The sequence below is a fragment of the Paenibacillus sp. FSL H7-0323 genome (genome assembly GCF_038002725.1).
Classification (GTDB): Bacteria; Bacillota; Bacilli; order Paenibacillales; family Paenibacillaceae; genus Paenibacillus_AQ; species Paenibacillus_AQ odorifer.
In genome coordinates this window covers 6,574,034-6,599,868 of sequence record NZ_JBBODB010000001.1, presented here as the reverse complement: position 1 = coordinate 6,599,868, position 25,835 = coordinate 6,574,034, and the positions used below count along the sequence as shown (strand labels likewise).

Annotated in this window: 19 protein-coding genes; 10 read left to right on the top strand and 9 right to left on the bottom strand. The window is 45.4% G+C overall.

Annotated features, from left to right (window positions below):
- Nucleotides 1-21: 21 nt before the first annotated feature.
- Nucleotides 22-1,230, top strand: coding sequence for an MFS transporter (locus MHH89_RS29425; RefSeq protein WP_076279583.1), 1,209 nt, complete (start codon nt 22-24; stop codon nt 1,228-1,230).
- Between the two features lie 104 nt (nt 1,231-1,334).
- Here MHH89_RS29425 and MHH89_RS29420 read toward each other — a convergent pair whose 3' ends face one another.
- Nucleotides 1,335-3,599: a glycoside hydrolase family 3 C-terminal domain-containing protein gene (locus MHH89_RS29420; RefSeq protein ID WP_341088697.1), complete on the bottom strand. Its 2,265-nt coding sequence runs from the start codon at nt 3,597-3,599 to the stop codon at nt 1,335-1,337.
- A 110-nt stretch (nt 3,600-3,709) separates the two neighbouring features.
- Here MHH89_RS29420 and MHH89_RS29415 point away from each other — a divergent pair, with 110 nt between their 5' ends.
- Nucleotides 3,710-4,987 (top strand): helix-turn-helix transcriptional regulator, encoded by a 1,278-nt coding sequence (locus MHH89_RS29415; protein WP_076279581.1) that lies wholly within the window; start codon nt 3,710-3,712, stop codon nt 4,985-4,987.
- A 153-nt stretch (nt 4,988-5,140) separates the two neighbouring features.
- On the opposite strand, the gene MHH89_RS29410 is transcribed toward MHH89_RS29415, so the two are convergent.
- Together MHH89_RS29410 and MHH89_RS29405 are read right to left on the bottom strand one after the other, a co-directional pair.
- The gene (locus tag MHH89_RS29410) at nt 5,141-6,106 is read right to left on the bottom strand and encodes a serine hydrolase domain-containing protein (protein WP_341088696.1); all 966 of its coding nucleotides are present in this window, start codon (nt 6,104-6,106) and stop codon (nt 5,141-5,143) included.
- Nucleotides 6,107-6,286: 180 nt separating this feature from the next.
- Nucleotides 6,287-7,120, bottom strand: coding sequence for a metallophosphoesterase family protein (locus tag MHH89_RS29405; protein ID WP_076279580.1), 834 nt, complete (start codon nt 7,118-7,120; stop codon nt 6,287-6,289).
- 223 nt (nt 7,121-7,343) lie between these two features.
- On the opposite strand from MHH89_RS29405, the gene MHH89_RS29400 reads away from it, so the two are divergent.
- The 4 genes from MHH89_RS29400 to MHH89_RS29385 all read left to right on the top strand — a co-directional run bounded on the left by MHH89_RS29400 (nt 7,344) and on the right by MHH89_RS29385 (nt 12,131).
- On the top strand, nt 7,344-8,996 hold the full coding sequence (locus MHH89_RS29400; RefSeq protein WP_076220364.1) for a helix-turn-helix domain-containing protein: 1,653 nt from the start codon (nt 7,344-7,346) through the stop codon (nt 8,994-8,996).
- Nucleotides 8,997-9,166: 170 nt separating this feature from the next.
- Nucleotides 9,167-10,114, top strand: coding sequence for an iron-hydroxamate ABC transporter substrate-binding protein (locus MHH89_RS29395; RefSeq protein ID WP_076220363.1), 948 nt, complete (start codon nt 9,167-9,169; stop codon nt 10,112-10,114).
- A gap of 5 nt (nt 10,115-10,119) precedes the next feature.
- On the top strand, nt 10,120-11,127 hold the full coding sequence (locus tag MHH89_RS29390; RefSeq protein ID WP_076193445.1) for a FecCD family ABC transporter permease: 1,008 nt from the start codon (nt 10,120-10,122) through the stop codon (nt 11,125-11,127).
- Nucleotides 11,124-12,131, top strand: a complete 1,008-nt coding sequence (locus MHH89_RS29385; RefSeq protein WP_076125241.1) for a FecCD family ABC transporter permease — start codon at nt 11,124-11,126, stop codon at nt 12,129-12,131. Before MHH89_RS29390 ends, MHH89_RS29385 begins: the two co-directional genes overlap by 4 nt.
- Nucleotides 12,132-12,215: 84 nt before the next feature.
- Here MHH89_RS29385 and MHH89_RS29380 read toward each other — a convergent pair whose 3' ends face one another.
- The 3 genes from MHH89_RS29380 to MHH89_RS29370 are packed head-to-tail and all read right to left on the bottom strand — an operon-like array spanning nt 12,216 to nt 13,738.
- A complete protein-coding gene (locus tag MHH89_RS29380; protein ID WP_076279577.1) occupies nt 12,216-12,914 on the bottom strand; it encodes an SDR family oxidoreductase in 699 nt (232 codons plus the stop codon).
- A complete protein-coding gene (locus tag MHH89_RS29375) occupies nt 12,914-13,396 on the bottom strand; it encodes a VOC family protein (RefSeq protein WP_341088693.1) in 483 nt (160 codons plus the stop codon). Before MHH89_RS29375 ends, MHH89_RS29380 begins: the two co-directional genes overlap by 1 nt.
- A gap of 57 nt (nt 13,397-13,453) precedes the next feature.
- Nucleotides 13,454-13,738: a hypothetical protein gene (locus MHH89_RS29370; RefSeq protein ID WP_340034149.1), complete on the bottom strand. Its 285-nt coding sequence runs from the start codon at nt 13,736-13,738 to the stop codon at nt 13,454-13,456.
- 125 nt (nt 13,739-13,863) lie between these two features.
- Here MHH89_RS29370 and MHH89_RS29365 point away from each other — a divergent pair, with 125 nt between their 5' ends.
- The 3 genes from MHH89_RS29365 to MHH89_RS29355 are packed head-to-tail and all read left to right on the top strand — an operon-like array spanning nt 13,864 to nt 16,888.
- Nucleotides 13,864-14,745, top strand: a complete 882-nt coding sequence (locus tag MHH89_RS29365) for a carbohydrate ABC transporter permease (protein ID WP_076125253.1) — start codon at nt 13,864-13,866, stop codon at nt 14,743-14,745.
- Nucleotides 14,745-15,584 (top strand): carbohydrate ABC transporter permease, encoded by an 840-nt coding sequence (locus MHH89_RS29360; protein WP_076141188.1) that lies wholly within the window; start codon nt 14,745-14,747, stop codon nt 15,582-15,584. Before MHH89_RS29365 ends, MHH89_RS29360 begins: the two co-directional genes overlap by 1 nt.
- 32 nt (nt 15,585-15,616) lie before the next feature.
- Nucleotides 15,617-16,888 (top strand): ABC transporter substrate-binding protein, encoded by a 1,272-nt coding sequence (locus MHH89_RS29355; protein WP_139329917.1) that lies wholly within the window; start codon nt 15,617-15,619, stop codon nt 16,886-16,888.
- 98 nt (nt 16,889-16,986) lie between these two features.
- On the opposite strand, the gene MHH89_RS29350 is transcribed toward MHH89_RS29355, so the two are convergent.
- Nucleotides 16,987-17,568 carry a TetR/AcrR family transcriptional regulator gene (locus MHH89_RS29350; protein ID WP_312148694.1) on the bottom strand — a complete coding sequence of 194 codons (582 nt, stop codon included), beginning with the start codon at nt 17,566-17,568 and terminating at the stop codon, nt 16,987-16,989.
- A 294-nt stretch (nt 17,569-17,862) separates the two neighbouring features.
- On the opposite strand from MHH89_RS29350, the gene MHH89_RS29345 reads away from it, so the two are divergent.
- On the top strand, nt 17,863-19,305 hold the full coding sequence (locus tag MHH89_RS29345; protein ID WP_254847740.1) for a DHA2 family efflux MFS transporter permease subunit: 1,443 nt from the start codon (nt 17,863-17,865) through the stop codon (nt 19,303-19,305).
- A 91-nt stretch (nt 19,306-19,396) separates the two neighbouring features.
- Here MHH89_RS29345 and MHH89_RS29340 read toward each other — a convergent pair whose 3' ends face one another.
- Entirely contained in the window at nt 19,397-20,410 is a 1,014-nt protein-coding gene (locus MHH89_RS29340) for a stalk domain-containing protein (RefSeq protein WP_076305029.1), read from the bottom strand.
- Between the two features lie 433 nt (nt 20,411-20,843).
- Nucleotides 20,844-25,436: an endo-1,4-beta-xylanase gene (locus MHH89_RS29335; protein WP_341088691.1), complete on the bottom strand. Its 4,593-nt coding sequence runs from the start codon at nt 25,434-25,436 to the stop codon at nt 20,844-20,846.
- Nucleotides 25,437-25,835 lie beyond the last annotated feature (399 nt).

Here is a 25,835-nt window from a genome sequence, read left to right as displayed (position 1 = left end):
ATATAAGAGAGGGGCTTCTCTATGAGCCAAAACACATCTTCTGCCACACAAAGTGCCCCCAGCACTCCCTCTTCTGAACGTCTGCCATGGGCTGGATTACTCGCCTTAGCTATGACGGGGTTTATCTGTATTCTTACCGAAACGATTCCGGCAGGCTTGTTGCTCCAAATAGGTGAGGGGCTTGGTGTCTCCGAGGCCCTTGCCGGTCAACTTGTCACTTTGTATGCTCTTGGTTCCCTGTTGGCCGCGATTCCCTTAACTACCGTGACGCGTGGATGGCGGCGGCGACCACTGCTACTAATGTGCATCCTTGGTTTTCTCATATTCAACACCGTCACCACTTTTTCTTCCAATTATATACTTACGCTAACAGCTCGGTTCTTCGCCGGCGTATCCGCTGGAGTCTTATGGGGCATGATAGCAGGTTACGCCCGGCGCATGGTGCCGGAGTCACTCAAGGGACGAGCAATGGCGGTAGCGATGGTTGGCACACCTCTCGCTCTGGCACTCGGTGTCCCTGCTGGAACCCTTCTTGGCACCCTTGTAGGCTGGCGCTCTATCTTCGGGTTCATGTCGCTATTAGCTCTCATGCTGATCGCTTGGGTATTTTGGAAGCTACCGGACTATCCAGGAGAAGCCCCTGAAAAACGGCTCCCTCTCTACAAGGTTTTTGTTATTCCGGGGGTACGGCCGGTATTGTTTGTCGTTCTGGTATGGGTACTAGCACACAACATCTTGTATACCTATATTGCCCCCTATCTTACTCAGGCCGGGCTAACCCAGCGGGTTGACTTGGTGTTGCTTGTTTTCGGCATTACAGCGCTTGTTGGCATCTGGGTCATCGGTATTTTGATCGACCGCAAACTGCGTCCATTGGTTCTGATCAGCCTAGCTGCTTTTGCCTTGTCATCCATTGTACTAGGCATTAGTAGCAGCCAGCCCATAGTGATCTATTTAGTGGTTGGTGTATGGGGGTTGACGTTCGGAGGAGCAGCTACTTTGCTACAGACAGCCGTTGCCGAAACCGCTGGCGAAAGTGCAGATGTGGCCCAATCGATGCTGGTGACGGCATGGAACCTAGCTATTGGCGGTGGCGGAGTGATAGGCGGAATTCTTATTGAAACACTTGGTGTCCGCTCCTTCCCGTGGGTAATGTTTATACTATTGATTCTTGCGCTGCTAGTAGCGTGGCGCGCTAAAGATTACGGATTTCCTTCAAGGAAACGTTGAGGCACACCTATCGAGTTAATGGGTAAGTGTCCAGACAAGAAATTTACACAAATAAGGCCAGTGGTGCATATTAGATAGGACTAATATGTGCCACTGGCTTACTTCTACTTAGTAGCCAATGTATTAAATTCTTGCAGATCCTTGGCTAAATCTTCTTCCGTGTATTTCCCTTGGCCGAAACCGATCATTGCCCGCAGCGGCATATATTTCATCATCGCCATGTACATTTCCGGGTTATCGTCCATCGCACCTTCTAAGCCAAAAACACTGCTGAATTTCTTCACTTTTTCCGCTGTCCGTGGATTATCCAGCAAATCACCAATAGTACTATTCCGATGATAACGCATCGTAAGCGGATTGGTCGATTCCACTCCGATACAAGTTGTCAGACGAATATCCCGCGATGATGAGCCAATAGCAATTTCAAAATTTCCACTTTCCACATGCCAATCACCAATGTTAACGTTGTAATAAGCAAAGGAGCGTTTATCTAACTCAAAGGTTACCTCCTGCTCTTCTTCAGGCTGAAGCTCTAGCTTCTTGAAGCCTTTTAGTTCCTTCAGTGGACGGATCACGCTGCTCTCCACATCACTAACATAGAGCTGAACGATTTCTTTTCCTGCGCGAGTGCCCGTATTTTTAACAGTAGCCTTAACCTGAATAGTCTCGGTGTCCTTTATGCTGCTCTTGGAAATTGTTAAATGACTGTATTGAAACTCTGTGTAGCTGAGACCAAAGCCGAAAGGAAACAGCGGTTTTATCTCTTTTTTATCATAATAACGATAACCTACGAACAAACCTTTCTTATACTCTACCTTATCCCCATCCCCCGGGAAATTAAGAAAGGATGGATTGTCGCTCAGCTTCATGGGGAACGTCTCTGCCAGTTTACCGCTTGGGCTGACCTCTCCAAACAATAAATCTGCTACGGCACCCCCAAACGCCTGCCCACCTAGATAACCCTCAAGGACTCCTTTTGTTTTATCAATCCAAGGCATCTCTACAGGTGAGCCATTACTGAGTACAACAACGATATTACTCTGCACCTCAGCTACCACATCGATCAGCGCTTTATGGCTCTCTGGAAGAGACAAGTGGCTGCGATCATAACCCTCTGACTCATAATTATCCGGCAGTCCAAGGAACAACACCGCTACATCACCTTTTGCCGCTGTTTCTCGTGCCTCTTGCAGCAAAACCTCATTAATCTCATCATGCTCCAGTTCATATCCTTGGGCATATAGCAGCTCAGCAGACCCCGCAAGACCTCTCATCTCTTCAAAAGCATCATCCAATTGAGTTGGATTCACATGCGAGCTTCCCCCACCTTGATAACGCGGATTTTTAGCAAATTCCCCAATGATCGCAATAGTACCTTGTTTAGATAAGGGTAGAACTTCCTCCTCATTTCTAAGAAGCACCATGCTTTCCCGCGCCACTTTCCGTGCCAGTTGGTGATGCTCTTCAGCATTAAATGAAGTATTATCTTTACGATTGTCTACCGCCTTAAAAATAAAAGTGAGCAGCCGCTCCACCGCAAGGTCTAACGTTTCTTCAGCTAGTTCCCCACCTTGCACCGCTGCGACAATCTTGGCATCGCCAAGTCCTCCCGTTGACGGCATTTCCAGCTCCAGCCCTGCTTGCAGCGCCTTCACTCGCTCATTGACCGCACCCCAATCCGAAACTACAAATCCTTCGAAACCCCATTCATCTCTAAGAATCCGCGTTAGAAGCGTTTCACTCTCAGAAGCGTATTCACCGTTAACCCGGTTGTAAGAACACATTACGCTCCAAGGTTGACTGTACTTAACTGCACCTTCAAAGCTAGCCAGATAAATCTCCCGCAGCGTCCGTTCATCAATAACCGCATCTACCGACATTCTCCGGTGTTCCTGATTATTGGCGGCAAAATGCTTAAGCGAGGTGCCGACTCCTTCGCTTTGCACACCTTTGATATGGTTCCCCCCCATCTCCGCAGAAAGATAAGGGTCTTCCGAGAAATATTCAAAGTTACGACCGTTCAGTGGAGAGCGTTTAATATTCGTCCCCGGTCCCAACAGAACAGCAACGTTTTCTGCCTGGCACTCCTTACCAAGCGCCTTCCCCACTCGCTCAATTAGTTCCCGATCCCACGAAGAAGCCAACCCTGCTGCTGAAGGAAAACAAGTTGCGGGAACACTGTTATGAAGCCCGAGGTGATCGGCACTCTCTTTTTGCTTGCGTAAACCATGGGGTCCGTCCGTTACCATCAAAGAAGGGATTCCGAGTCGTTCAATCCCCTTGGTATGCCAGAAATCAAGCCCTGAACAGAGTCCCGCTTTCTCCTCAAGGGTCAATTGTGATATGAGTTCATGAATTTTGGTTTTCATAAAAATGCCTCCTCTGAATGTATACTATCCCCATTTTAATATACTTCATGCTTGATTTATGGCATTATTATTGTGTTTTTGGTATTCTTGTTAGGTGAGGAGGTCATAACATGTTAGATCATTTGGAGGATAAGGAAAGAGTCCAATATATCTGTAAAGTGATGTATGAGTCACAGCAAATTCCCGTGTTCCTGCTCGACGCCACTCGGGAAATTGAATTTGCTATGCCTTCCTCCTTCGAGTGCGCCCCTTGGGTTCATAACCTTAATGAGCCACTTTCTGAAATTACTAAATCTTTTAATCGTGAGAACAACTCTAATGGCAATGGACCGACTTGTACTGTACCAATCGTTCGTACCACAAATTTTCTAGAGAATTACATCATTCTCCATTTACCCTCAGACAACAGTAACGAGGGAAGCATTGTGATTGGCCCTTCATTGTATGCTCAACCTACGGAGGATAATGTGGCAAGTCTGATGCGTGATCATGAAGTTCCGCTTAAGTTTCAGGAGCAATGGCTTAACTATTACCGCAGCCTGACCGTGTTAAATAAAATGAGACTATACCATACCGCTATGCTGCTATACTCGCTCGTTACTGGAAAAACCTTGACCCTTAGCGAACTACTGCTGGACTCCCGCATTCTTGCCTATAAACAACTGCCCTCAGGCAGTTTGGATTTGGATATTTCTTATCGCCGTGAGAATACGTGGCTGCACCACGAGCCCATGCTAGAAAAAAATCTCTTTCACTATGTCAAAAAAGGCAATAAAACTGAGCTGCTACGCGTTCAAGCTTCGTTCTCCGAAGAGAGTTACGGGCTTCTCTCTAAAAGGAGCCAATTACGTAACAAAAAGAATCTGGCAATCTCTTGTATTACACTCGCTACACGTGCAGCTATAGATGGAGGGCTGTACTGGGAAATTTCTTATACCCTAAGCGACTTTCATATCCAGCATATCGAAGAACTAAAAGATATTCCCGCTGTAGATCATGCCGTTCTTAATGCCCTTTGCGATTTCGCAGACCATGTCAAAGAGAGCCGGATGGCGAAACTGTCGCGCACCGTGGCTCTCTGTCAGAACTATATTTTCAATCACCTATATGAGGAACTTTCCTTAGATAGACTGGCTGAGGTTGCAGGATTAAATAGAAGTTATCTCTCCCTATTATTTAAGAAGGAGACCGGCATCACCATCAGCGATTTTATTCAATTGGAGCGGATTGAAGAGGCAAAACGACTAATAGAAGTACCAGAGATAAGCTTATCGGACATCGCCTCACGCCTACATTTTAATGATCAGAGCTACTTTACCAAAGTGTTTAAGAAATATACCGGAATCACCCCTAAACAATTTAGAACAAACAGGGAAAACACACTTTAAGAAAAGTAGACACAACAAAAATTCTAAATGGATATGAAAATAGCAGCTGACATCACAGCTCTGTGATTGCTGCAAGAACAGTATTGTTGAAGTAATCAACATACATATTTTTAAATGGCTTCTGGTGATCCAGTTCTACGGATAAATGAACCGTCACTGTCTGATAAATCGGATCCACGCAGAGGAAAGGACCTGCCGCCCCCCAGTGTGAATAGGCATCTGCAGAGAGCAGATCTCCGCCGTCACGCTTCGTGCCATTAATCGCCCATCCGTACCCCAGTACGCTTCAGGGAAAACTTCGTCTCTATATTGTGAGGATACGCCCGGAATTTGATTGCGGGTCATTTCTTTTACTGTTACCGGACTAAGCAATCGTACTCCGTTATAAATTCCGCCGTTAAGGAACATCTGGCCAAAAACAGCCAAATCCATAGCCGTTGAGTAAGCCCCGCCCCCCGCAGATACAGAATTCAAATTGTATTCGCTGTCTACCCATTCCGCGCATGCTGCCTCAGGGGCACGTCTAACTACTCTGTTCCGCACTTCCATTGGCACACGATAATATGTATTTTCCATTCCAAGCGGTTTAAATATGGTTTCCTTTACGAATACATCATAAGCTTGTCCACTAACTCGCCGTATAATTTCACCCAACAGCTCATAACCATATCCACAGTAAGACATCACAGTACCTGGCTCGTGGCTTAGTGGTGCATCATAACCGCCATTAACCTCAATTCCAGAGGTATGTGTCAACAAATGATGTACGCATACTTTTGTTTTGTTCTCCCCTGTAAATTCGGGGATGTAATCAGAAACCGGCCTATTTAGGCCCACTTTCCCTTGTTCCACTAACATCATAATAGCGGTTGCAGTAAATAGTTTTGTGATGGAACAGAGTGGAAATATAGCATCCGCTGTTAAATCTGCTGCGTCTGCTTCAGGTCCGAATTTTCCATTCGCTTGATGGACCAGCAGCGTCCCCTTTCTCGCAGCAACAATAACTTGCGCAGGTGTGATATTGTCTTCAACCATTTGTGCGGCGGCTGTACGAATACGCTCCACACCAAAAGTCGAGACACCCGCCTGTTCTAAAGAATTAAATACTAACCCTCTCATCGGTAGCCCCCCAATATGATTCATTTAATACATATATAAACTATTATACAAATATATTAAATAATCCTGCTAGCTTACTATTATCCTGTGACTGAATTGTTGAGTTTCTATTAACTATTTGCTAAAAAAACTAAAGCTGAACCCGGTTTTTCCCGAAAATCAGCTTCAGCTTAGTTTTTGCTAAGTTACCGCTACCTTAAAAGCATCTACATTAATTGTTGTCCCGTTGATGGATAATGTGGCATTGTAATAACCCCGATCACCATTTGTTTTGCATTTATATTCCCCAGAACATCCGCATACGAAAAATTTAGTTTTGTTGTAACCGGGATATATATTACTAAGCTTTCGGTAAAACAGATGTCCATGATGCGTAAAAATAGCTAACACCTTATCTCTCACTTTTGTAGGAATGGATGAAAAAAACTTATTCGTCTCCGATGCGCTTAATACATGGGTTGGGTCCACCGTAATCCCACTTACTTTGAGGGGCCAATGAAAATCTATAATATAATAAAAACTATCATCTAAATTTCTCAACAAATTTATACTACCCGGAGTAAACCGTCCAAGCGCACAATTAAGCCATACATACTTGACCTTCCCCTGCGTACCCGGAAAATTCATTTGACCTTCAACAGCACCTAAATATTGTGTGAATAAGGACTGTGTGCTTGCCTCCCAATTTCCTATAGATGCTTTATAAGGAATACTCCCAAGCGTGCTTGTTACCGTATCCTTGAAGTCCTTGTAGTAAGCATTCGCATTATTTCCATGATTAGCTCCCGCTTGCGTATTATCTCCTCCAAAAATAACAAATCTCTTATTCCCGTTATTCACAGCTTTAGGCAAAAGATTACTAAAAATGCTTGAGCTGTTTCCATACCCCACATGACTATCACCAATAACCGCAAAGTTAATGATTTGCGCTTTTGCTTTAAGAATTAAACTACGTTTAGGCTGCAGTCTGGAGGCAGGTCTTCTTTTCCTACTAGGTTTCACCTGTCTTTTCATCTTAGATTCACCTCTTTTAAAATGGATGAAGGATCATAGTAGTATTTATATTCGCTTGACCTTAGGGACTCTTGGACCAATGGATTCATCTAGGAGATTAGTTTCTCTTCTACTTTGTGGTCATTTATGCGGCTTGTCCCAAACGAGAGATGTTATAATTAGTCCCATAGAAGTGAAGAATATAATACCATTCATAGAATTATAGGTAACGGAGGCTTAAGATTTGAATAACGTAGTCCCAGAATGGGCGGAGTCCCATTTCCCTTTATATACCGCTGATAGTATTCAGTCGATGTATGGAACCTCAAATCTGCCAAGACTTCAGATTCATGAGCATTCAACCGTCCTACTAGCTATTGCTGCTGGCAAGGGTATGCTTGAGGTCAATCATCAGACTTATGAGCTAATGGAAGGCATTGTCGTCCTTCTCCCCGAGAATACTTACGCCTCTCTAATTACAAATCGCCAGCAGCCGCTTCATGCTTATAAGCTTTCAATCCGGATTCAAGAACAGACACGAGCACTGCCCTCCAGTGCTATGACGCGGACAAGCCAACTGACATCCAATTCAAATATGCTGTTATTTCCTCATGAACCAGCCATTGTATCTAATATGAAGGAATTGTATCTTCACCGGTTGCCAGATCGTGAAATACGTCATGTACAGAACCAGATCCTGTTCCATCAGATCCTTCTTCAATTGCTGGAGCAGCAGGAAACAAGATTTGAAGTGAGTGAGCAGCCCTCAATGGAACGCAGTATCACATACTTAGAGAATCACTTCAGCGAAAAAATATCACGTGAGCAATTAGCTGCAATTGCGGGTGTGAGCGGTTCACATTATTCAACGCTATTTAAACAATTTACGGGCTTTACCCCTAATGAATATCTGTCCAGGTTGAGAGTTCACAGAGCGAAGGAACTACTGCTTAATAGTTCAAGCACACTAAGAGAAATTGCTTTAAAGGTGGGCTACAAGGATGAGTTCTATCTTAGTCGGCGCTTTAAGCAGCAGACCGGCGCATCTCCTTCAGGCTATAATCTTATCCCTTTCCAACGTGTAGCGGTGATGCTCACTCCCTATGCCAGTCATTTGCTGCTGCTTGGCCTGGAACCTGCAGTTACCATTTCAGAGAGCAGCGAGTATTTAAATCTTTCTGACCAGGAACCACCACAGTCTATGAAATTCATCCATACGAACAGCTCGGCTGAGCAGATAAAAGTGTTATTACTGGAAGCAAACATTGAATTGCTTATTGCAGCCACACAACATCTGGAAGAATTCGGCTTGAACGCTGAGCAGCTGCGGGCGGTCGCTCCTATTGTTGAAATCTCTTGGCAGGAACTAGGATGGAAAGACCACTTGCGCTTGATCGGCCGTGCCATTCACCGTAGCGAACGTGCTGAGCAGTGGCTGGACGATTTTGAACAAGAGGAGCTGGAAGCTCGGGCCGTGGTGCAGCAAAGCGCGGTGGCTAACGAGATTGTAACCCTTCTGGTCATTAAACCAGATGGACTACTCGTATACGGGGCAAGAAATGTTGGGTATGTGATCTATCAATCGCTAGGTCTCAAGGCTCCTGCCTTGATTGAGGATCAAATAAATAAACTCGGCGACCAGTTTCATTCCCTTGTGATTGACGTCTCTGAGCTGGAGGCTTATGCCGGTGACCGATTGTTAGTCACTGTATTTCCAGACGCAAAAGGCTCCACTGCACACAGTGAAGAAATCTTCCACTCCTCTTATTGGAACCAGCTTTCTGCTGTGCAGAACAAGAAGATCCATCTGCTTAATCTGGATGAATGGGTGCCTTATAATCCAGTTTCCATTCGTTTGCAGCTTGGACGTGCGGTTGCATTATTCGAAGGCCAATAATAGTCCAAGTCTTTTTTCCAACAAAAAGGCATGGTTAGGCACATAAGTGATCCCTATAATGATTACAAATGCGAATGATTCTCATAATCAATCTATGGCACAGCCTGGGATTCATTAAATAATGGAATTATTCACGGAAACATAGTCATTAAAAGGGGAGAATTATTTAAATGAGAAAGATATTTATTCCGTTTGTACTTATTTTAGGGCTTGCCCTTAGTGCTTGTGGGGGAAATCAGGCGAAGAATGAGGTTAGTCCTACAAACAGCCCATCCTCGGCTCCTGCTGCGGAGTCAGAAAGTGCGACTTTTACTTATGAATCGGAAAATGGACCTGTTGAAGTTCCGACACATCCTCAGCGTGTCGTTGTCCTCACTCGATTTTTAACAGGTAATGTTATGGCTCTAGGTGTACCTGTTGTAGGCGTAGATGAAATGTCCAAAACCAATCCTCGCTTTGAAGAGCAATTGAAAGATGTAGAAGCTGTAAGTGATGAAAGTCTGGAGAAGATCATTGAGCTGCAGCCGGATCTGATTATCGGTCTCTCCGATATTAAGAACATCGATAAATTCAAGCAAATCGCACCAACGGTTACTTATACTTATAATAAAGTTGATTACTTAACCCAACAGCTGGAAGTCGGCAAATTGGTGAACAAAGAAAAAGAAGCCCAAGCTTGGGTAGATGACTTTAGTGCCCGCACCAAAAAAGCGGGTGAGGAAATCAGAGCGAAGATCGGCGAGGATGCAACTGTCTCTGTCATTGAAACCTTCAATAAGCAATTGTATGTATACGGGTATAACTTTGGCCGCGGAACTGAACTCCTCTATGGGGACTTCAAGCTCGGTATGCCGGAGACAGTAAAGGAAGGCACCAAAACAGATGGTTACGTGGCCCTCTCAACAGAAGTGCTGAAGGATTATCTAGGCGATTACGTTATTTTTAGTAAAAATGCGGATGAAGATAATTCCTTCCAGGATACAGAAATCTACAAGAGCATCCCTGCTGTCAAAAATAATCATGTTTACGAAGCTGATGCCAAAGCATTCTATTTTAACGATCCGCTTAGCTTAGAATATCAACTGGAATTCTTTGAAAAAAGCTTTCTAGGAAAATAATAAAGATGACTACGAAGCAAACTTCCATTCCATTCTTTTATAAGCTGCTTGGTAGCGTGCTGGTAATGGTTATTTGCCTCGTGATCGCGATGTTATTCGGGGCTAAAGAAACCACCCTCCATGATCTGTGGCTTGCCATCACTTCAAGTTCAACGGCAGACAATGTCCTCATTCTTCGTGAGATCAGGCTGCCGCGTGAACTGGCCGCCATGCTGATCGGCGCCGCCTTTGCCGTATCCGGTGCTATTATGCAAGGCGTTACGCGCAATCCGTTAGCCGATCCCGGCCTGCTGGGGTTAACTTCAGGAGCTAATATGGCACTGGCGCTTACCTTCGTATTTATGCCGGGGCTGAACTATTTTGGTACCATGATTGCTTGCTTCTTCGGCGCTGCTCTGGGAGCCGTTCTGGTTCTTATTCTCGGCTCCGTGCGCCAAGGTGGCTTGTCTCCGATCCGTATCGTACTCGCTGGTGCTGCGGTATCTGCATTCCTATATGCTATCGCAAGTGGTGTCAGCATTGCCTTCAAGATATCCAAAGATGTATCCATGTGGACTGCCGGTGGGCTTATCGGCACAACTTGGGGCCAGCTTCAGGCCATTGCACCTGTGATCCTCATCGGGATCGTGGTGGCATTAATATTTTCTAACCAGCTGACTATTCTTAGCTTGAGTGACGAGGTAGCGATCGGATTAGGACAAAACCTTGTTTTGGTTAAAGGGATTCTGTTCACGTTCATTATTCTGCTGACTGGCGCATCGGTCGCTCTAATTGGGGACATGGCTTTTGTAGGGCTAATGATTCCGCATATTGTCCGCAAAATAGTCGGCACCGACTACCGCTATATTCTGCCGATTTCAGTATTCACTGGGGCATCCTTCATGCTACTTGCAGATACCATTGGACGTACAATCCATGCCCCTTATGAAACGCCGATAGTTGCTGTCGTGGCTATGCTAGGACTGCCTTTCTTTTTGTTCGTTGTTCGTAAAGGAGGTCAAACACTCTCATGATTTCCTCTGCTCCAGTACGAAAACAACGTCTTATCCTGTGGGTATGCACCGGACTGATCCTGCTTACGGCTATTGCCAGTATGGGAATCGGCTACTCTTCCCTGTCTTTTGACAGGCTGCTTCCCGTTCTCTTCGGTCATGGAACCTTTAAAGAGGACTTTGTATTATTTTCTGTGAGACTGCCACGTATTCTAATTACGCTACTGGCAGGAATGGCCTTGGCCTTATCTGGGTCGATTCTGCAAAGTGTTACCCGAAACGATCTAGCAGACCCCGGTATTATTGGGATTAACTCCGGGGCAGGTGTGGCTGTCGCTGTATTTTTTCTCTACTTCCCGGTTAGCGTTGGAACCTTCATTTATGCGTTGCCGCTGGTTGCTTTTATAGGGGCTATCATTACGGCAGCATTAATTTATCTTTTTTCATATAGTCGGACTAGAGGGCTTGATCCTATTCGGCTAGTTTTGGTCGGGGTCGGATTTTCCCTAGCGCTGTCGGGAGTTATGATCGTAATCATTTCATCCGCAGATCGTGCCAAAGTTGATTTTATCGCAAAATGGATTGCCGGGAATATTTGGGGTACAGATTGGCCCTTCATCTGGGCTTTACTGCCTTGGTTATTGCTGCTAGTTCCCTTTACCCTGTACAAATCGCTGCGACTCAATCTGCTCAGTCTGAGTGAGGTATCAGCCATTGGTGTCGGTCTGAATCTGGAGCGCGAACGTATCGTCCTGATTCTTGTCGCCGTCGCAGCTGCCGCCTCCGCGGTATCCGTAACAGGTGGAATCGCTTTTATCGGATTGATGGCACCACATATTGCGAAATCGTTGGTCGGTCCGCGCAATCAGATGTTTATTCCCGTCGCAGTATTGCTGGGTGGCTGGTTGCTTCTGATCGCGGACACCGTTGGCCGCAATCTCGTCTCCCCTGATGGCATCCCGGCTGGGATCATGGTAGCGTTGATCGGCGTACCTTATTTCGCTTATTTATTGATTAAGAAATAAATAAGCATATAGAAAAATCAAAAGAGGTAACTCAGAAGCCATGAATGGCTATTGAGTTACCTCTTTTAGTTAGAACACTCATTATTAAATCTTCATATCCTTACCCGTATAGTCTACAAACATGAATTGACCTTCCGGTATAGTCCGCTTCTCGATCAAGTCCATGATGCCCTCAGCACTTTGGGTTGGATTCGTTGGCGCCTCTGCCCCGCCCATATCCGTATGCATCCAGCCGGGATGTACGCCGAGTACTTGTACCCCGCGTTCTTTTAAATATACATGCAGCTGCTGTGAGAACATATTAAGTGCCGTTTTGGAGATGGAATAAGGATAGTCTCCGGAATAAGCATTAGTAATGCTGCCTGCTTCCGACGATATGTTGATGATCGAAAGCTCGGGTTCAATGAGTAGCGGCAAGAAATGCTTAACCACTCGCATCGGTCCATAAAGATTAATATCCATCGTGGTAAGCATATCTTGGAAATCCAGCTCTTCAATCTGTGTGTCCCTTGCAGTCAGTACGGCCGCATTATTGATAATGGCACCAAGCGTCCGGCCTTGTCCTTGCAGATTTGCAGCAAGTGCCGCGATTCCTTCTTCATCCGTCACGTCCAGCTGGGCCACAGTCAGCTTCTCCCCGTAGGTCGCAGCGAGCTGAGATAGTGCTGTTTGTTCCTGATCGGGACGGCGAACCCCGGCAATGACTCCATGCCCCCGCTTCAATGCCTCAGCCGCCAGCTCATAACCTAGTCCACGTCCGGCACCAGTAATTAGAATATTCACTATACATCCTCTCCTTTATCTTTATCTTTATCTTTATCGTTCTCCAGCAGCTCCACAATCACCTTTAACTCCTTGAACGTGTCCATATAAGCATAACGCCCCCCGGTATACTCGCCCTTTTGCTGTAGTGGGAACCCTTTGCCTTCGAGCAGCATAATCTTCTCCTTCATTCCTTCAACCACAAAAGCAATATGATGAGGTCCCTCACCATGTTCATTCAAATAATCACGCCATGTACTGGGCTGCTGGTCTGGCTCAATCAGTTCAAGCTGCAGGGAGCCCATATCAAAAAAAGCTAACTTCCCCCGCGCCACCGTCGCCTCGCCATTATACCGAGTCTGCGCCTGATCTTCTGTATCTGTAACGATAATTCGCGGCTTTTCCAGTCCAAAAAACTCCGCATAAGCCGTGCTTACCTTTTCAACATCATTCACCAAAATTCCAATCTGCGTAACAAAATGATTCCCCAGCCATCCTGACATGTACCCTACCTCCCATTTGTCTGACAAGTCCACCATACCGATTCTTTGAAAAGGCTGTCAAGCCCGAAAAGAAATCGCTCCGGGCCAATGAAAATTATCCAGAGAAAGCTCAGCCGACTTCGGCGCTATCAAAGGCATTTTTACCTCTCTTTTCTCCAAATCGCACACTTTCGGCGCTATCAAAGGCATTTTTATCTCTCTTTTCTCCAAATCGCACACTTTCGGCGCTATCAAAGGCATTTTTGCCTCTCTTTCCTCCAAACCGCACACTTTCGGCGCTATCAAGGGCATTTTTACCTCTCTTTTCTCCAAATCGCACACTTTCGGCGCTATCAAAGGCATTTTTGCCTCTCCCGATGCCGCAACTGGTTAAGAATACTCGGTTAGTAATATTACTTTTTGTTTCGGTTAATCACCAATTCGGTTATAGAATGAAAAGTTTAAATTAACAAAAGGGGTGAGGAACGATGGACCATAGAAAAAGATCACGCCTGATGCAGCAGTTTATTTTTGTCGGGCCAACTTCCTTGTTTTTCTTTATTATTGTGCTGATTCCTTTCTTTTTGGGACTCTATTATTCATTTACCAGCTGGAACGGAATCTCGCGGCATGTCGAGTGGACCGGACTACGGAACTATCTACATATTTTCACCAAGGATCCTTCCTTTCTTAATTCATTCTGGTTCACGGCGAAGTTCACTTTCTTCGGTCTAGTGCTGACCAATCTGCTTGGCTTCGCACTCGCTTATGTGTTGACGCGCAAGCTGTTCACACGTAATGTCCTGAGAACTGTATTTTTTGTACCGCATGTGATTGGCGGACTTTTGCTCGGGTTTATTTGGCAGTTTATTTTTGTCAGAGGATTCTCCTCTATCGGGCAGGCCACCGGCTGGTCCTTCTTTAATCTTCCCTGGCTAGGCACCGGAGGAACAGCATTCTGGGCGATTGTTATCGTATTTGTCTGGCAAAATGCAGGATATCTGATGGTAATTTACATCTCTGCTATCAACAATGTTCCCCAAAGCCTAATTGAAGCGTCCAAAGTGGATGGAGCCGGACGTTTTCAGGCCTTGCGCCATGTCACTCTTCCACTGGTCATGCCTGCTGTAACTGTTTGTCTATTTCTATCTATCTCCTGGTCCTTTAAGCTGTTTGACCTCAACCTGTCGCTGACCAAAGGTGGACCCTTTAAAGCTACCGAATCTGTAGCCTTGAATATTTACAATGAAGCCTACACCATCAGCCGGTTCGGAATGGGCTCGGCTAAAGCGATGGTTTTCTTCGTCATCGTGGCCGTGATCTCCCTACTACAGGTTAGAGCAACCAAGAAAAGAGAGGTGGAGCTGTAATGGAGACTACCGCCAAGAAATTTAATGTCCCCCTGCTTCTCATCGAAGTGATTGTAATCCTGCTGGGACTTCTATTTTTAGTGCCCTTTTACTTTTTACTGGCTAACTCAGTGAAAAGCTATAGTGAAATACTTTCTGACTCTGCTGCGCTGCCTTCAGCACTCCAGTGGAGCAACTACGCGGAAGCTTGGAAAGCTACCAATTTCCCTCGCGCCTTCCTGAACTCTTTTATCATCACGGTGATTAGTAATGTTCTGCTAGCGTTCCTCTGCTCTATGTGCGCTTACAAAATGGTCCGCAACAACAGCTTGTATAACCGTGTGCTCTATATTGCATTAGTAGCCGCCATGGTTATTCCATTTCAATCTATTATGATTCCGCTGGTGCAGGTCGTCAGCGGTTTGGGCGTCATGGATTCAACCGCCGGTTTGATTTTAGCATATCTTGGGTTTGGGGCCCCGATGACTGTTTTTCTATTCCACGGCTTCGTCAAATCGGTACCTCTCGATATCGAGGAGGCCTCAAGAGTAGATGGCAGCAGTCCTTACGGTACCTTTTTCCGGATTGTTCTTCCGCTTATGCAGCCGATTATCGTCACCGTCATCATACTGAACACCCTGTGGATCTGGAATGATTACTTGATGCCATCGCTTATTCTGCAGGATCCGGTGCTTCGCACCATTCCTATCGCCACTTATAGCTTTTTCGGACAATATACGAAGCAGTGGGATTTGGCGCTTCCAGGACTTGTACTCGGGATTACGCCGGTGGTCATCTTTTTCCTAGTGATGCAAAAATATATTATTGAAGGCATTGCCCAGGGCTCCGTGAAGGGCTAATGATACATGTTGCTTTCAGCCAGAGAGGATGAATGAATATGAGAACAAAACGTGGAATTCTCCTCGCATGCTCCCTGCTGCTGGCTGCCCTGACAGCCGGTTGCGGACGCAGCAGCGACAATGCAGATGGAGTCAAAACCGTACACATCTACCAGTTCAAGGTTGAAATATCTGAAGCGCTGGCTTCGCTCAAGACCGAATTCGAGAAAGAACATCCCGATATTAAGCTTGAGGTACAAAGCGTGGGTGGCGGGACTGATTATGGCGCCTCGCTGCGTGCCAAATTCTCTTCCGGAGATGAACCGGATATCTTTACCATCGGCGGCAACAATGAACGTGATATGTGGCTGGAATATCTGGAGGATCTGAGCGGCGAAGCTTGGGCCAAGGATGTAAAGCCACTCGCAGCAGAACAAATGACTATAGATGGCAAGCTGTATGGGATGCCGATGAATCTGGAAGGATACGGCTTTATCTATAATAAGGATCTATTTAAAAAAGCCGGAATCACTGAGAAGCCATTGACGCTAACCGCTCTACGCGAAGCCTCCGAGAAGTTAAAAGCGGCAGGCATCACACCTTTTGCGAATGGTTATCAAGAATGGTTCGTGCTTGGCAATCATAATGTAAACGTGCCTTTCGCCCAGCAGCCTGATCCAGAGGCATTCATCGCCGGACTTACAGACGGTTCCAAAACCTTCGCCGGAGACCCTATTTTCTCCAAGTGGATCGATCTACTTGACCTTACTGTTGAGTACGGCAATAAGAACCCGCTCTCAACCGACTATAATACACAAGTCACTATGCTAGCGAGCGGCGAAGCTGCGATGATGCAGCAGGGTAACTGGACACAAGGGCAGATCGACGGCATTGATCCCAATCTAAACCTTGGCATCCTGCCCATGCCCATTGACGACACTCCCGATGACAACGACAAGCTTTATGTAGGTGTACCCAGCAATTGGGTTATCAATAAAAACTCTCCCGTTAAGGAGGAGGCCAAGGTCTTCCTGAATTGGCTAGTCACTTCCGAGACCGGAAAAAAATATATCACTAAGGAATTCCAATTCATCCCTGCGCTCGACAACATTAAGGGAACCGAAGAAGATCTTGGAGCACTAGGTGCTGAGGTGCTGGCTTATACCGATAAAGATCAAGCGCTGACCTGGAACTGGACCCGCCTGCCGAACGGGATGCCACAGGAATTATCCAGCAGCATTCAAGGGTATCTCGGCGGCAAGCTGACCAAAGAAGGGATGTTGAAGGAATTCCAAATCAACTGGGATAATCTCAGTGTGCAGTGATTTACCTGCTCTAGATACGACAAACAGCCGCGCAACGATGCGTGGCTGTTTGCGCGTGTTCATTTAATTCCTCTCCGTTCATGAGTCGGAACCCGTTGCTAGTTCGCACGCAGCATGCTAATTTGTCTGGCAAGATACACAGGCGTATAGGGCATGTCATCTCGGAGCCAAGAAATAACCGTGCCAATTAGAGCTGCTGAACCGTACCAAACGGCAATGTCCTTTTGTATCGGTACCTTTGAATGATCAACGGCCCCCTCCTTTTTCTTCTGGTGTGCAGAAATGATTTCCGCCATCAAATTAAACAGGCGATCTGTAAAAATCGGGCTTCGTTTCGATGTGAGTATGACTTTGTAGAATTTTGCATTTTCCGCAATATGCTTAAGCAGACTCTCTAATATTCTCAGATTCTCTTCATCAACCGATTCATCATGGTTGCCATCGTTGTTCACCACTTGTAGAATGTCCTCCACCATCTCATCCGCCATCTTTTCTAACATATCCGGGAGATCCCGATAGTGCAGATAAAAAGTAACACGATTGATTTTAGCCCGCTCTGCAATACGGTTTACGGATATTTTCTCAATATCCATTTCCTCAAGCAATTCAATTACAGCATCTCTAAGCAATTGACGTGTCCGAAGTACCCGGGGATCTGTACGTTGCGTTGCGTTATTCATCTTCTACTCTCCAATCTTTTACTTTCATATTGTAAGCTACATATTTTAGATAATTGTTGTTTTTTAAAAAGAAAAAACTACATTTTCACAAAGAATGTAAACTACTTTACATTTTTTCGCAAATTGTTGCTTGATTACATGAAAATTTCATTTATAATCTAATTCATGCATTGTAAACTATACAACACACTGTAAATTTAGTCCATGATCGACGAGTTGAAAGGATGGAGTGGAGTGAGTACAAAGAGAGAAGTAACAAGCAGTTCCGTGAAAAAGGGCCCCATCTTATTCATTATGATTTTGGGCGCCTTTCTTGCAACACTGAATCAAACGGTAATGAGCGTTGCCGTTCCGGAGTTAATGCATGATTTTAATATCTCAGCGGCTACAGCTCAGTGGCTGACAACGGGGTATATGCTGGTTAATGGTGTTCTAATTCCGATTACAGCTTATCTAATGCAACGATTTACGACGCGAGAGCTTTTTCAAGCTTCTATGTTTATATTTTTGGCTGGAACGATCGTATCGGCCGTCGCGACAAACTTCCCTGTTCTGTTGACCGGGCGTATGATTCAGGCAGCTGGTGCCGGGATTATCATGCCACTGCTCACGAATGTCATCTTGACCCTGTTCCCTCCTGAAAAGAGAGGGGCTGCTATGGGGATGGTAGGGTTGGCCATTATTTTCGCACCTGCGATTGGACCTACTCTGGCTGGATATATTTTGGAACATTATTCTTGGGAGATTATGTTTTATGGCATGATTCCTTTGACCGTCATTGTAATCATATGCGGATTTATTTATTTAAAAAATGTATCGGAACGCATCTTTCCCAAGTTGGACATTGTTAGCGTAACTCTTTCTACCATCGGTTTTGGAACCTTGCTGTATGGCTTCAGCCGCGCTGCCAGTGCGGGTTGGTCGAGCGCAGAAGTGTTATTGTCTTTAGCAGCAGGTGTGCTTTCCCTTGGCTTGTTTACTTGGAGACAGTTGGCTTCCCAAAATCCACTGCTTGATCTCCGGGCCTTTAAATACAATATGTTCTCCTTAACAACTGTCATCAGTATCGCAGTTACAATCGTGATGTATGCGGATATGATGCTGCTACCTTTGTACCTGCAGAATGCCCGCGGTTTTACAGCGATGGAGTCCGGCTTGTTGCTACTTCCTGGTGCACTCGTAATGGGATTGTTGATGCCGGTAACCGGCAAGCTGTTCGACCGGTTCGGGGCAAAATGGCTCGCTATTATCGGTCTTCTGATTACAATTGCAACGACTCTAAGCTTTGTAAATTTAACAGACTCAACCAGCTACATGTATCTGGTATACATGTCAACAGGCCGCCGGATCGGTATGGCTTTGCTCCTCATGCCTATACAAACTCTGGGTCTAAATCAACTCCCCGCCAAGCTTAGTGCGCATGGTACAGCGATTTCGAATACCATTCGACAAGTAGCTGGCGCCGTTGGGACTTCCCTGCTCGTCACCGTAATGACAAGCCGTACTACAACGCATATGAAGGATATGCTGGCCTCTGGCAGTACACAGAACGGAACACAGGAACATATGATTATGGAAGCATCCATTCAAGGGATCAATGATTCCTATCTAGTGATTGTGGGAATTGGTATCCTCGGTCTGCTGCTATCTTTCTTTATTAAACGTGTTGGGCAAGCGCCTGACCCTGAGCAAGAACCCAAGGTGAAGCTCAAAAAAATCATTGCCAAAGAAGCTTGATATAAAAGTTATCAGCACTGTGTAAGCCTCATAAAAAAAGAGATCAACGATGAATAACATCGTTGATCTCTTTTTCTGCTAACTTGCATAACTATTTCAGTTTGAAATAGATGGACGTTTTGTCGGACTCAAGCTTACTATCGTTTCTACGAAGAACAAGGCTGTTCTCCTTGCCTTTGATTATTGGCAGAATAACTTTACCCGAAGCTTCAAAAGAACCCGGTTTACTTGGGGTGACTTCAGGAAAATCAGCCAACAGCTTTTCGATATTTTCTCCGAGAGATCCCTCAAAATAATCACTAGAGCCACCAATATAGTATTGTCCACTGGAAGTTTCTGCTCCCCAAATGGTAGGTGTAAAACTTGAAAGGAACTTCCACCCTTGGCCCTGACTACCTTTTACAAGACTGGCGTTCTTCACCTTAAGCGTTACATCAAGCAGGACATAATCTACAGCTACATCGGGATCAGTGACATGTTCTTCAAACCCAAGAGCTTTTAATTGTCCGAGAGTAGTCGACGTAACCTTATTGATAGTGAAAGTATATTGAGCAGATGTTGAATCACCCTTAGGGCTATAATAGTTATCAAGGTCCGTATAAGTAAAAGAAGTACCCAACTTCACTGCATCTGCAAACGAAGCGCCGCTGTTACTGGAAGTTGTAGCGGAAGATGATGCAGCAGGCTTTGGTGTTGCTTGCGGAGTGGACTCAGTTGCAGGTGGAGTAGATACGGTTGCAGGCTTCGCAGTAGCTTGTGCAACAGTATTGTCCTTATCCGGGACAACGGATGTTGATGTTCCGCCGTTCGCCGATGTGATCACAACAGCTTGACGACTGTTATCCCATTTCACGGTTGCCCCCAGTGCTTCAGATACAGCCTTGGCGGATACATAGCTATGTCCCTCATAGATAATTGGGTACATTGTTCCTTCACTACTTGACAGGTTCACTTTCTGATTATCCACTTCAATGCTGATGGCCGCGTTCTGATATGCGGAAATCTTCTTCAATGTCGTGTCTGCGTAAGCGACTGCACCCACAGCCAACAGCATTGAACTAACTGTAATAATTGACATGACTTTTTTGCTTGTTACCTTTAGCATCTTACACTCTTCTTTCATGTTTATGTATATGAATCTCGAAAATTATATCACTTTATATCGAATTTTGTAAATATTGGTATGATAGGATATTCGTTCTTTATTTGTGAATACTTAAAAAAGACACATTTCCATTCTCCAACGCCAAATTCCCCCTCAAAATGGTCGATATTCTGGTAAGCCTTAATAACTATGACCTTGTTGCTAGAGTCTGATAATATTTGAAAAAAGATAGACTTTCTTTTCGTGACATTTTTTTCCTTTTCAGCTCCAACTCAACGGAACATACACAAAAAAATCGCTGCCCCTCTCCGCAAGGAGGTGAGCAGCGATGCTTAATACAGAAGAATGCAAGGGATGGTTGCACACGTATTTCCACTCTTCAGACTAAATATGACCTTGAGACAATTCAGACTTTTTTTCTGTGATGCCGGGACTACAGCTTCCAGATACGGTACAGAATGACTGCCGCTTCAGCACGGGTAAGCGTATCGTTCGGCGCAATTCTATTATTCTTTCCGTTTACGACTCCGGATTGGATCAACAATGATGCGCTGTCTTTTGCGTAGCTGGAAATACTTGCTTCATCAAGATAAGCAGCAGCTACAACGCCGCTCGCCTTAACTTGCTTACCGGCTGCCGCCAGCGCGCGTGCTGTCAGCACCATCATATCTTGTCTGGAGATATCGCTATTGGGTCTAAACGTATCATCTTTAAAACCTGTAGCAATTCCCAATTCCTTCGCGATGACCAGTTCATCATAATAATAGTCCGTCTTTTGGACATCGTTGAACATTATTGCACTTTTGCCCGTTCCCTTCAGTTCAAGCGCTCTTACGAGGAGAGCAATGAAATCCGCTCGTTTGATTGAATCTGCAGGTGAAAAGCTGTTCGTGGACGTTCCTTTAATGATATCGCGAGCCGCCATAACGTCTATAGCTTGTTTGGCCCAAGACAGATTCTGCAGATCTCCGAAGTTTTTCTTTACGAAGGTTACTGCATAAGTGCTGAAGTGGGTTGTTTGAAAGACAACCGTTTGGGTTGCAGCATCATATCGGCTGCTCGGAACCGGCAGTACGTTGCCTTTGCCATCGATGTACCAAACGACTATAAGCTCTGGATGACTTAGCTCCTCCGCTGTCGGCACGTAAGGAATGGCTACCGTTACAGGTGCTTTAGGGTTATTCCAAGGAATAACTTTGTCACCTGCTATTACGCTTAGACCGATAATTGGACGGTTGCCAATCATATTGCGGGTAGCTGCTTCCAAGCTGTCCGTGGTGACTTTACTTATTCGTATAGATACTTGCTCAGCATTATCTGTTATGTTGGACAGCATATTGCTTGGAATTTGAATTGTGGCATTTTCCGTCTTAAGCCATAGTTCAAAGTTTTCTTTCCCCGTTAGGCTTTGGGTCGGTAATTGTATATCATACCCTTTCCCGTCCGTTTGCTTTGGCACTTCAATGATAATTTGTTTCTTGCCGTTTGCCGCTACAGTAGCCTGCTCAAGCGCTTTTTTCATGTTGTCGCTGGAGATCGTACCTATAACCCGCCCGTTATCGGACTTTACCTCCAGTTTAATCGTAACAACACCATCTTTGTTTGTAATGGCTCCAGGCTGTGGAGTTGATACTACATTACCCGAGTTACTGCTACCCGTTGGCGCATTTGTTGGTGCTGGCGTCGCTGTTGGAACAGGTGTCGGGGTTGCCGATGGTTCCGTTGGGTTTGTTGGATCGGTTGGATCGGTTGGATCGGTTGGATCGGTTGGGTCAGTTGGATCGGTTGGGCTCGTTGGTGTCGGTGTCGGTGCTGTTGTCGGCGTTGGAGTGGGTTCCGGCCCCGTAGATTTACCCTTTAGAGTAAGCACACCATAAACGGATGTGTCCATATATCCAGTTCCGCTCGTATCGTTCCACGCCGCGACACTTTGACGTGAGCCCTCTTTAGCGTCGTTGATCTGTACATCGAAACCAAGCTTTTTATCGTTGTCCGGAGTGATCCCTTGAAGTGGAATCTTCACTTCAACCGTATAGTTGGTTCCGGAAATCTGGGTTGCCGATTCAAAGCCGGCTGCGATACTTAAAGGATTAAATGAAGTTTCGTTGTCAAAATTGATTCTGTACTGGCCGTCATCATCTTGATAGAACGTCGTTTTCCCATTATTTTGATCCACGAAGATTTCGACCGAATCCTGTTCATGTGCATTCACACTGCTCTTATCAAGCTGTGTATCACTCACCTGGATCAGGACATATAAATTTTGATCATCCCAGAGTGCTTTTGCCACTCCACTCGCTCCTTGCCAAGCGGTTTGATACCGATTGACCGGAATCTCAGCGGTCTGGCTCCAGATCTCGTCGACTGTTCCGTCTATAACAGGTGCAGCAAATTTAGCGGTAGATTGATTGGCTTCTACTGTTTCAGGCTCATGCTCTTCAATGAAGGTATCAGGATCGATAACGCCATAGTAAGCTGGCTTGGCTTGCAGATTTTTATCGAATAACAACGGATTGGATGAAGCTCTCCAGCTTGTGTTATCATCCATTCCCCAGAAGGTAACACGTTTGATAGAATCAGCGTGATCCCTGAAGATATTTAACAACTGCGCATATAGATAGCCCTGCGCATTAGCAAGCTTTTCAGAGAGCTGATAGTTGGTTCCGGCCTGAATGTCCAGCTCAGTTATGCTTACTTCGACACCCAAGGAAATGAACTTTTCCAAGGAAAGCTTCACATTCTCTGGGTTCGTATTAATGCTGTAGTGCCCCTGCATACCAACACCGTCGATAAGCAATTTGCCAGGGTGAGTCAGCGCGTACCTATCATTGATTTCTTTGACCATACTGTAGATGGCTTGCGCTTTATTCTGATTATCTTCGTTATAATCGTTGTAATAGAGCTTAATATCCCAATCTGGATGCGCGTCCAATACTTCTCTTGCCGCCAGGAAGGCTTGCTCTACGTAATCTGCTCCAATGGCACTTTTCCATGGGGCGGATCGCAGCGCTGTTTTCCAATCTGTTGGGTTGGATGGATTATCGCTCATCGCCTCGTTTACAACATCCCAAGAGATCACCTTGTCACCAAAATGCTCCATAACGGTTTGGATATGGGTCTGCAAATTCACAAGAGCTTCATCCCGTCCCAAGGGGATTGTGTTGTTAGCTGCGTCTGTTGTTGTATTCAGCCATGCAGGCGATTGTTGATGCCATACCAACACATGTCCATGCATCTGCATGCCCTCAGCCAGTACTTTATCTACAATTGTATCTGCCGCGGTAAACGTGAAGTTGTCCTTAGTAGGCTGCAACGCGTCCGGCTTCATGGCATTACCTGCCGTAGCAACATTGTGATGCATTTTCAAAAGCTCAAGTCTGACACCTTCCAGATCCTCAGCGGTTATCGCATTTCCGATCAGAAAATCATTCTGATAAGCATCCTTAATCGGTATAAGATCTTTTTCGATATCTACCGGGCCAGAGCCTACCTTTTCAAAATTAATATCATCAATATAAAAAGAGGCCGTGCTATTACTGGAGCTTTCCACATAAATGGTCAAATACTCACTGCTTACATTGTTATAACGGTAGGATCCCTCAAACTGAATCCAGCCATCGCTTGCACTGATGGTTTTAGGTGCGAGCTGCACATAATTGGCGCTGCTGCCATTGCCAACCTGCGTGGACAGCTGGAGCTGCGAGCTTGCAGGCTGGATCAGCTTGACCCATAACGAAATTTTATATTCGTAGCCTTTGTCCACATACTTCTCCACACGTAATGTCGGCCCATGCCATGTACTGGTTCTTCCCTCAACCTTCAAAGCGTATGAACCATCATCCGTATGATTCGCTTCATTAGTAACCGTAAGCGTTTCTGTACCTGCTCTGCCTTCAAAACCACCTGCCGTTTGATCCTCAAAAGTAACAGTGGCAAAAGGTAAAGCTGGGTCTCTAGGTGTTTCTGGTGTTGGAGTTGGCTCTACGGTAGCCACCTTTTCTGTGACCAGTACATCCCCAATGTAGAACGGAACCGTTTTCCCGTCATCATTGGATTGAACGCGCAGTGTCGTATCTTTGTCCGTATCCACGGTAAATTCTTTCGTCAATATGACCGCTTGGCCTGCTTCATAATTCGCATTTGCCAAAAGAGCGTAGCTGCCTATCGCTTGAAGATAAGCTTGGGCACCGCTGGGTACAATCACATCAGCGTCTACATAAACGGATGCAGTTACCGTGTAGGTTTTGCCGTTCTCTAGGCCCATGTCGCTGAATTTAAAATCAGCCGCGTCCCAGTTATTCGCTCTATTGCTTACATATAAAGCTGCCCCGTCAGCATTGCCCGCAAAAACCTTTCCGGTGACAGGGGTTAGGTTAGCGCTGCCTGATTGTGAGGCTAAACCTTTGCCACTCACAAAAGTTTCGTGATAGATTTCTTTATCCGTTTCCGTCACTGCTTTTTTTGCTGTAATGAGAAGCTCACCAATGTAGAACGGAACCGTTTTCCCGTCATCGTTGGATTGAACGCGCAGTGTCGTATCTTTGTCCGTATCCACGGTAAATTCTTTCGTCAAGGTGATTGCTTTGCCTGCTTCATAATTCACATTTGCCAAAAGGGCATAGCTGCCTATCGCTTGAAGATAAGCTTGGGCACCGCTAGGTATAGTAGCATTAGCATCCACATAAACGGTTGCAGTCACCGTGTAGGTTTTGCTGTTCTCTAGGCCCATATCGCTGAATTTAAAATCAGCCGCGTCCCAGTTATTCGCTCTGTTGCTTACATATAAAGCTGCGCCGTCAGCATTGCCAGTAAAAACTTTATCATTCACAGGTGTAAGGCTAGCACTGCCTGCTTGAGCTGCAATCCCCTTGCCACTCGCAAAAGTTTCATGATATACCGTTACCCTATCTGATGATACTGTCGTATCCTGCGCCGCAGCTTCAGTAACCGGAGCGATCCAGCTTGTCGGAATAAGCAAGGCAGCTGCGAGTAAGATCGAGATTACTTGTTTAAGCATTCTACTCATTTAATGCATTCCTCCTCTAGTGATTTTCATAAAAATCAGTTAATGACCTACCTTATTAGCACCAGCCCTATATTCCCACGCTAATTTCCTTACCTGCTAAATCCTTAATTTCAACAGTGGTACAATCATCCCGAAGAGCAGTAGAACATCATCACAAATGAATCTTTTTACTTACAGATCCCCTCCTTATATGTAAACGCTTTCATGTCTACTCACACTATTTTACAGCCTCGCTGCTACGCACTACTACGCTAATATTAAAGGTGTTACCCCCCATAATTATAGGAAAACATAGGTATGATTAAAGATTCTACAAATTTAACCCAAAAAGAAAACCCCACTTACGGACCGTTGAACGTAACGGAAGGTAACGGGGAATTGGTTTGTTAGTTGTTCTGC

Excerpts from the sequence above, each read along its gene's own strand:
- MHH89_RS29425 (WP_076279583.1), top strand. The coding sequence starts at position 22 with ATGAGCCAAAACACATCTTCTGCCACACAAAGTGCCCCCAGCACTCCC.
- MHH89_RS29420 (WP_341088697.1), bottom strand. The coding sequence starts at position 3,599 with ATGAAAACCAAAATTCATGAACTCATATCACAATTGACCCTTGAGGAG.
- MHH89_RS29415 (WP_076279581.1), top strand. The coding sequence starts at position 3,710 with ATGTTAGATCATTTGGAGGATAAGGAAAGAGTCCAATATATCTGTAAA.
- MHH89_RS29410 (WP_341088696.1), bottom strand. The coding sequence starts at position 6,106 with ATGAGAGGGTTAGTATTTAATTCTTTAGAACAGGCGGGTGTCTCGACT.
- MHH89_RS29405 (WP_076279580.1), bottom strand. The coding sequence starts at position 7,120 with ATGAAAAGACAGGTGAAACCTAGTAGGAAAAGAAGACCTGCCTCCAGA.
- MHH89_RS29395 (WP_076220363.1), top strand. The coding sequence starts at position 9,167 with ATGAGAAAGATATTTATTCCGTTTGTACTTATTTTAGGGCTTGCCCTT.
- MHH89_RS29390 (WP_076193445.1), top strand. The coding sequence starts at position 10,120 with ATGACTACGAAGCAAACTTCCATTCCATTCTTTTATAAGCTGCTTGGT.
- MHH89_RS29385 (WP_076125241.1), top strand. The coding sequence starts at position 11,124 with ATGATTTCCTCTGCTCCAGTACGAAAACAACGTCTTATCCTGTGGGTA.
- MHH89_RS29375 (WP_341088693.1), bottom strand. The coding sequence starts at position 13,396 with ATGTCAGGATGGCTGGGGAATCATTTTGTTACGCAGATTGGAATTTTG.
- MHH89_RS29370 (WP_340034149.1), bottom strand. The coding sequence starts at position 13,738 with ATGCCTTTGATAGCGCCGAAAGTGTGCGATTTGGAGAAAAGAGAGGTA.
- MHH89_RS29365 (WP_076125253.1), top strand. The coding sequence starts at position 13,864 with ATGGACCATAGAAAAAGATCACGCCTGATGCAGCAGTTTATTTTTGTC.
- MHH89_RS29360 (WP_076141188.1), top strand. The coding sequence starts at position 14,745 with ATGGAGACTACCGCCAAGAAATTTAATGTCCCCCTGCTTCTCATCGAA.
- MHH89_RS29355 (WP_139329917.1), top strand. The coding sequence starts at position 15,617 with ATGAATATGAGAACAAAACGTGGAATTCTCCTCGCATGCTCCCTGCTG.
- MHH89_RS29350 (WP_312148694.1), bottom strand. The coding sequence starts at position 17,568 with ATGAATAACGCAACGCAACGTACAGATCCCCGGGTACTTCGGACACGT.
- MHH89_RS29345 (WP_254847740.1), top strand. The coding sequence starts at position 17,863 with ATGATTTTGGGCGCCTTTCTTGCAACACTGAATCAAACGGTAATGAGC.
- MHH89_RS29340 (WP_076305029.1), bottom strand. The coding sequence starts at position 20,410 with ATGCTAAAGGTAACAAGCAAAAAAGTCATGTCAATTATTACAGTTAGT.
- MHH89_RS29335 (WP_341088691.1), bottom strand. The coding sequence starts at position 25,436 with ATGAGTAGAATGCTTAAACAAGTAATCTCGATCTTACTCGCAGCTGCC.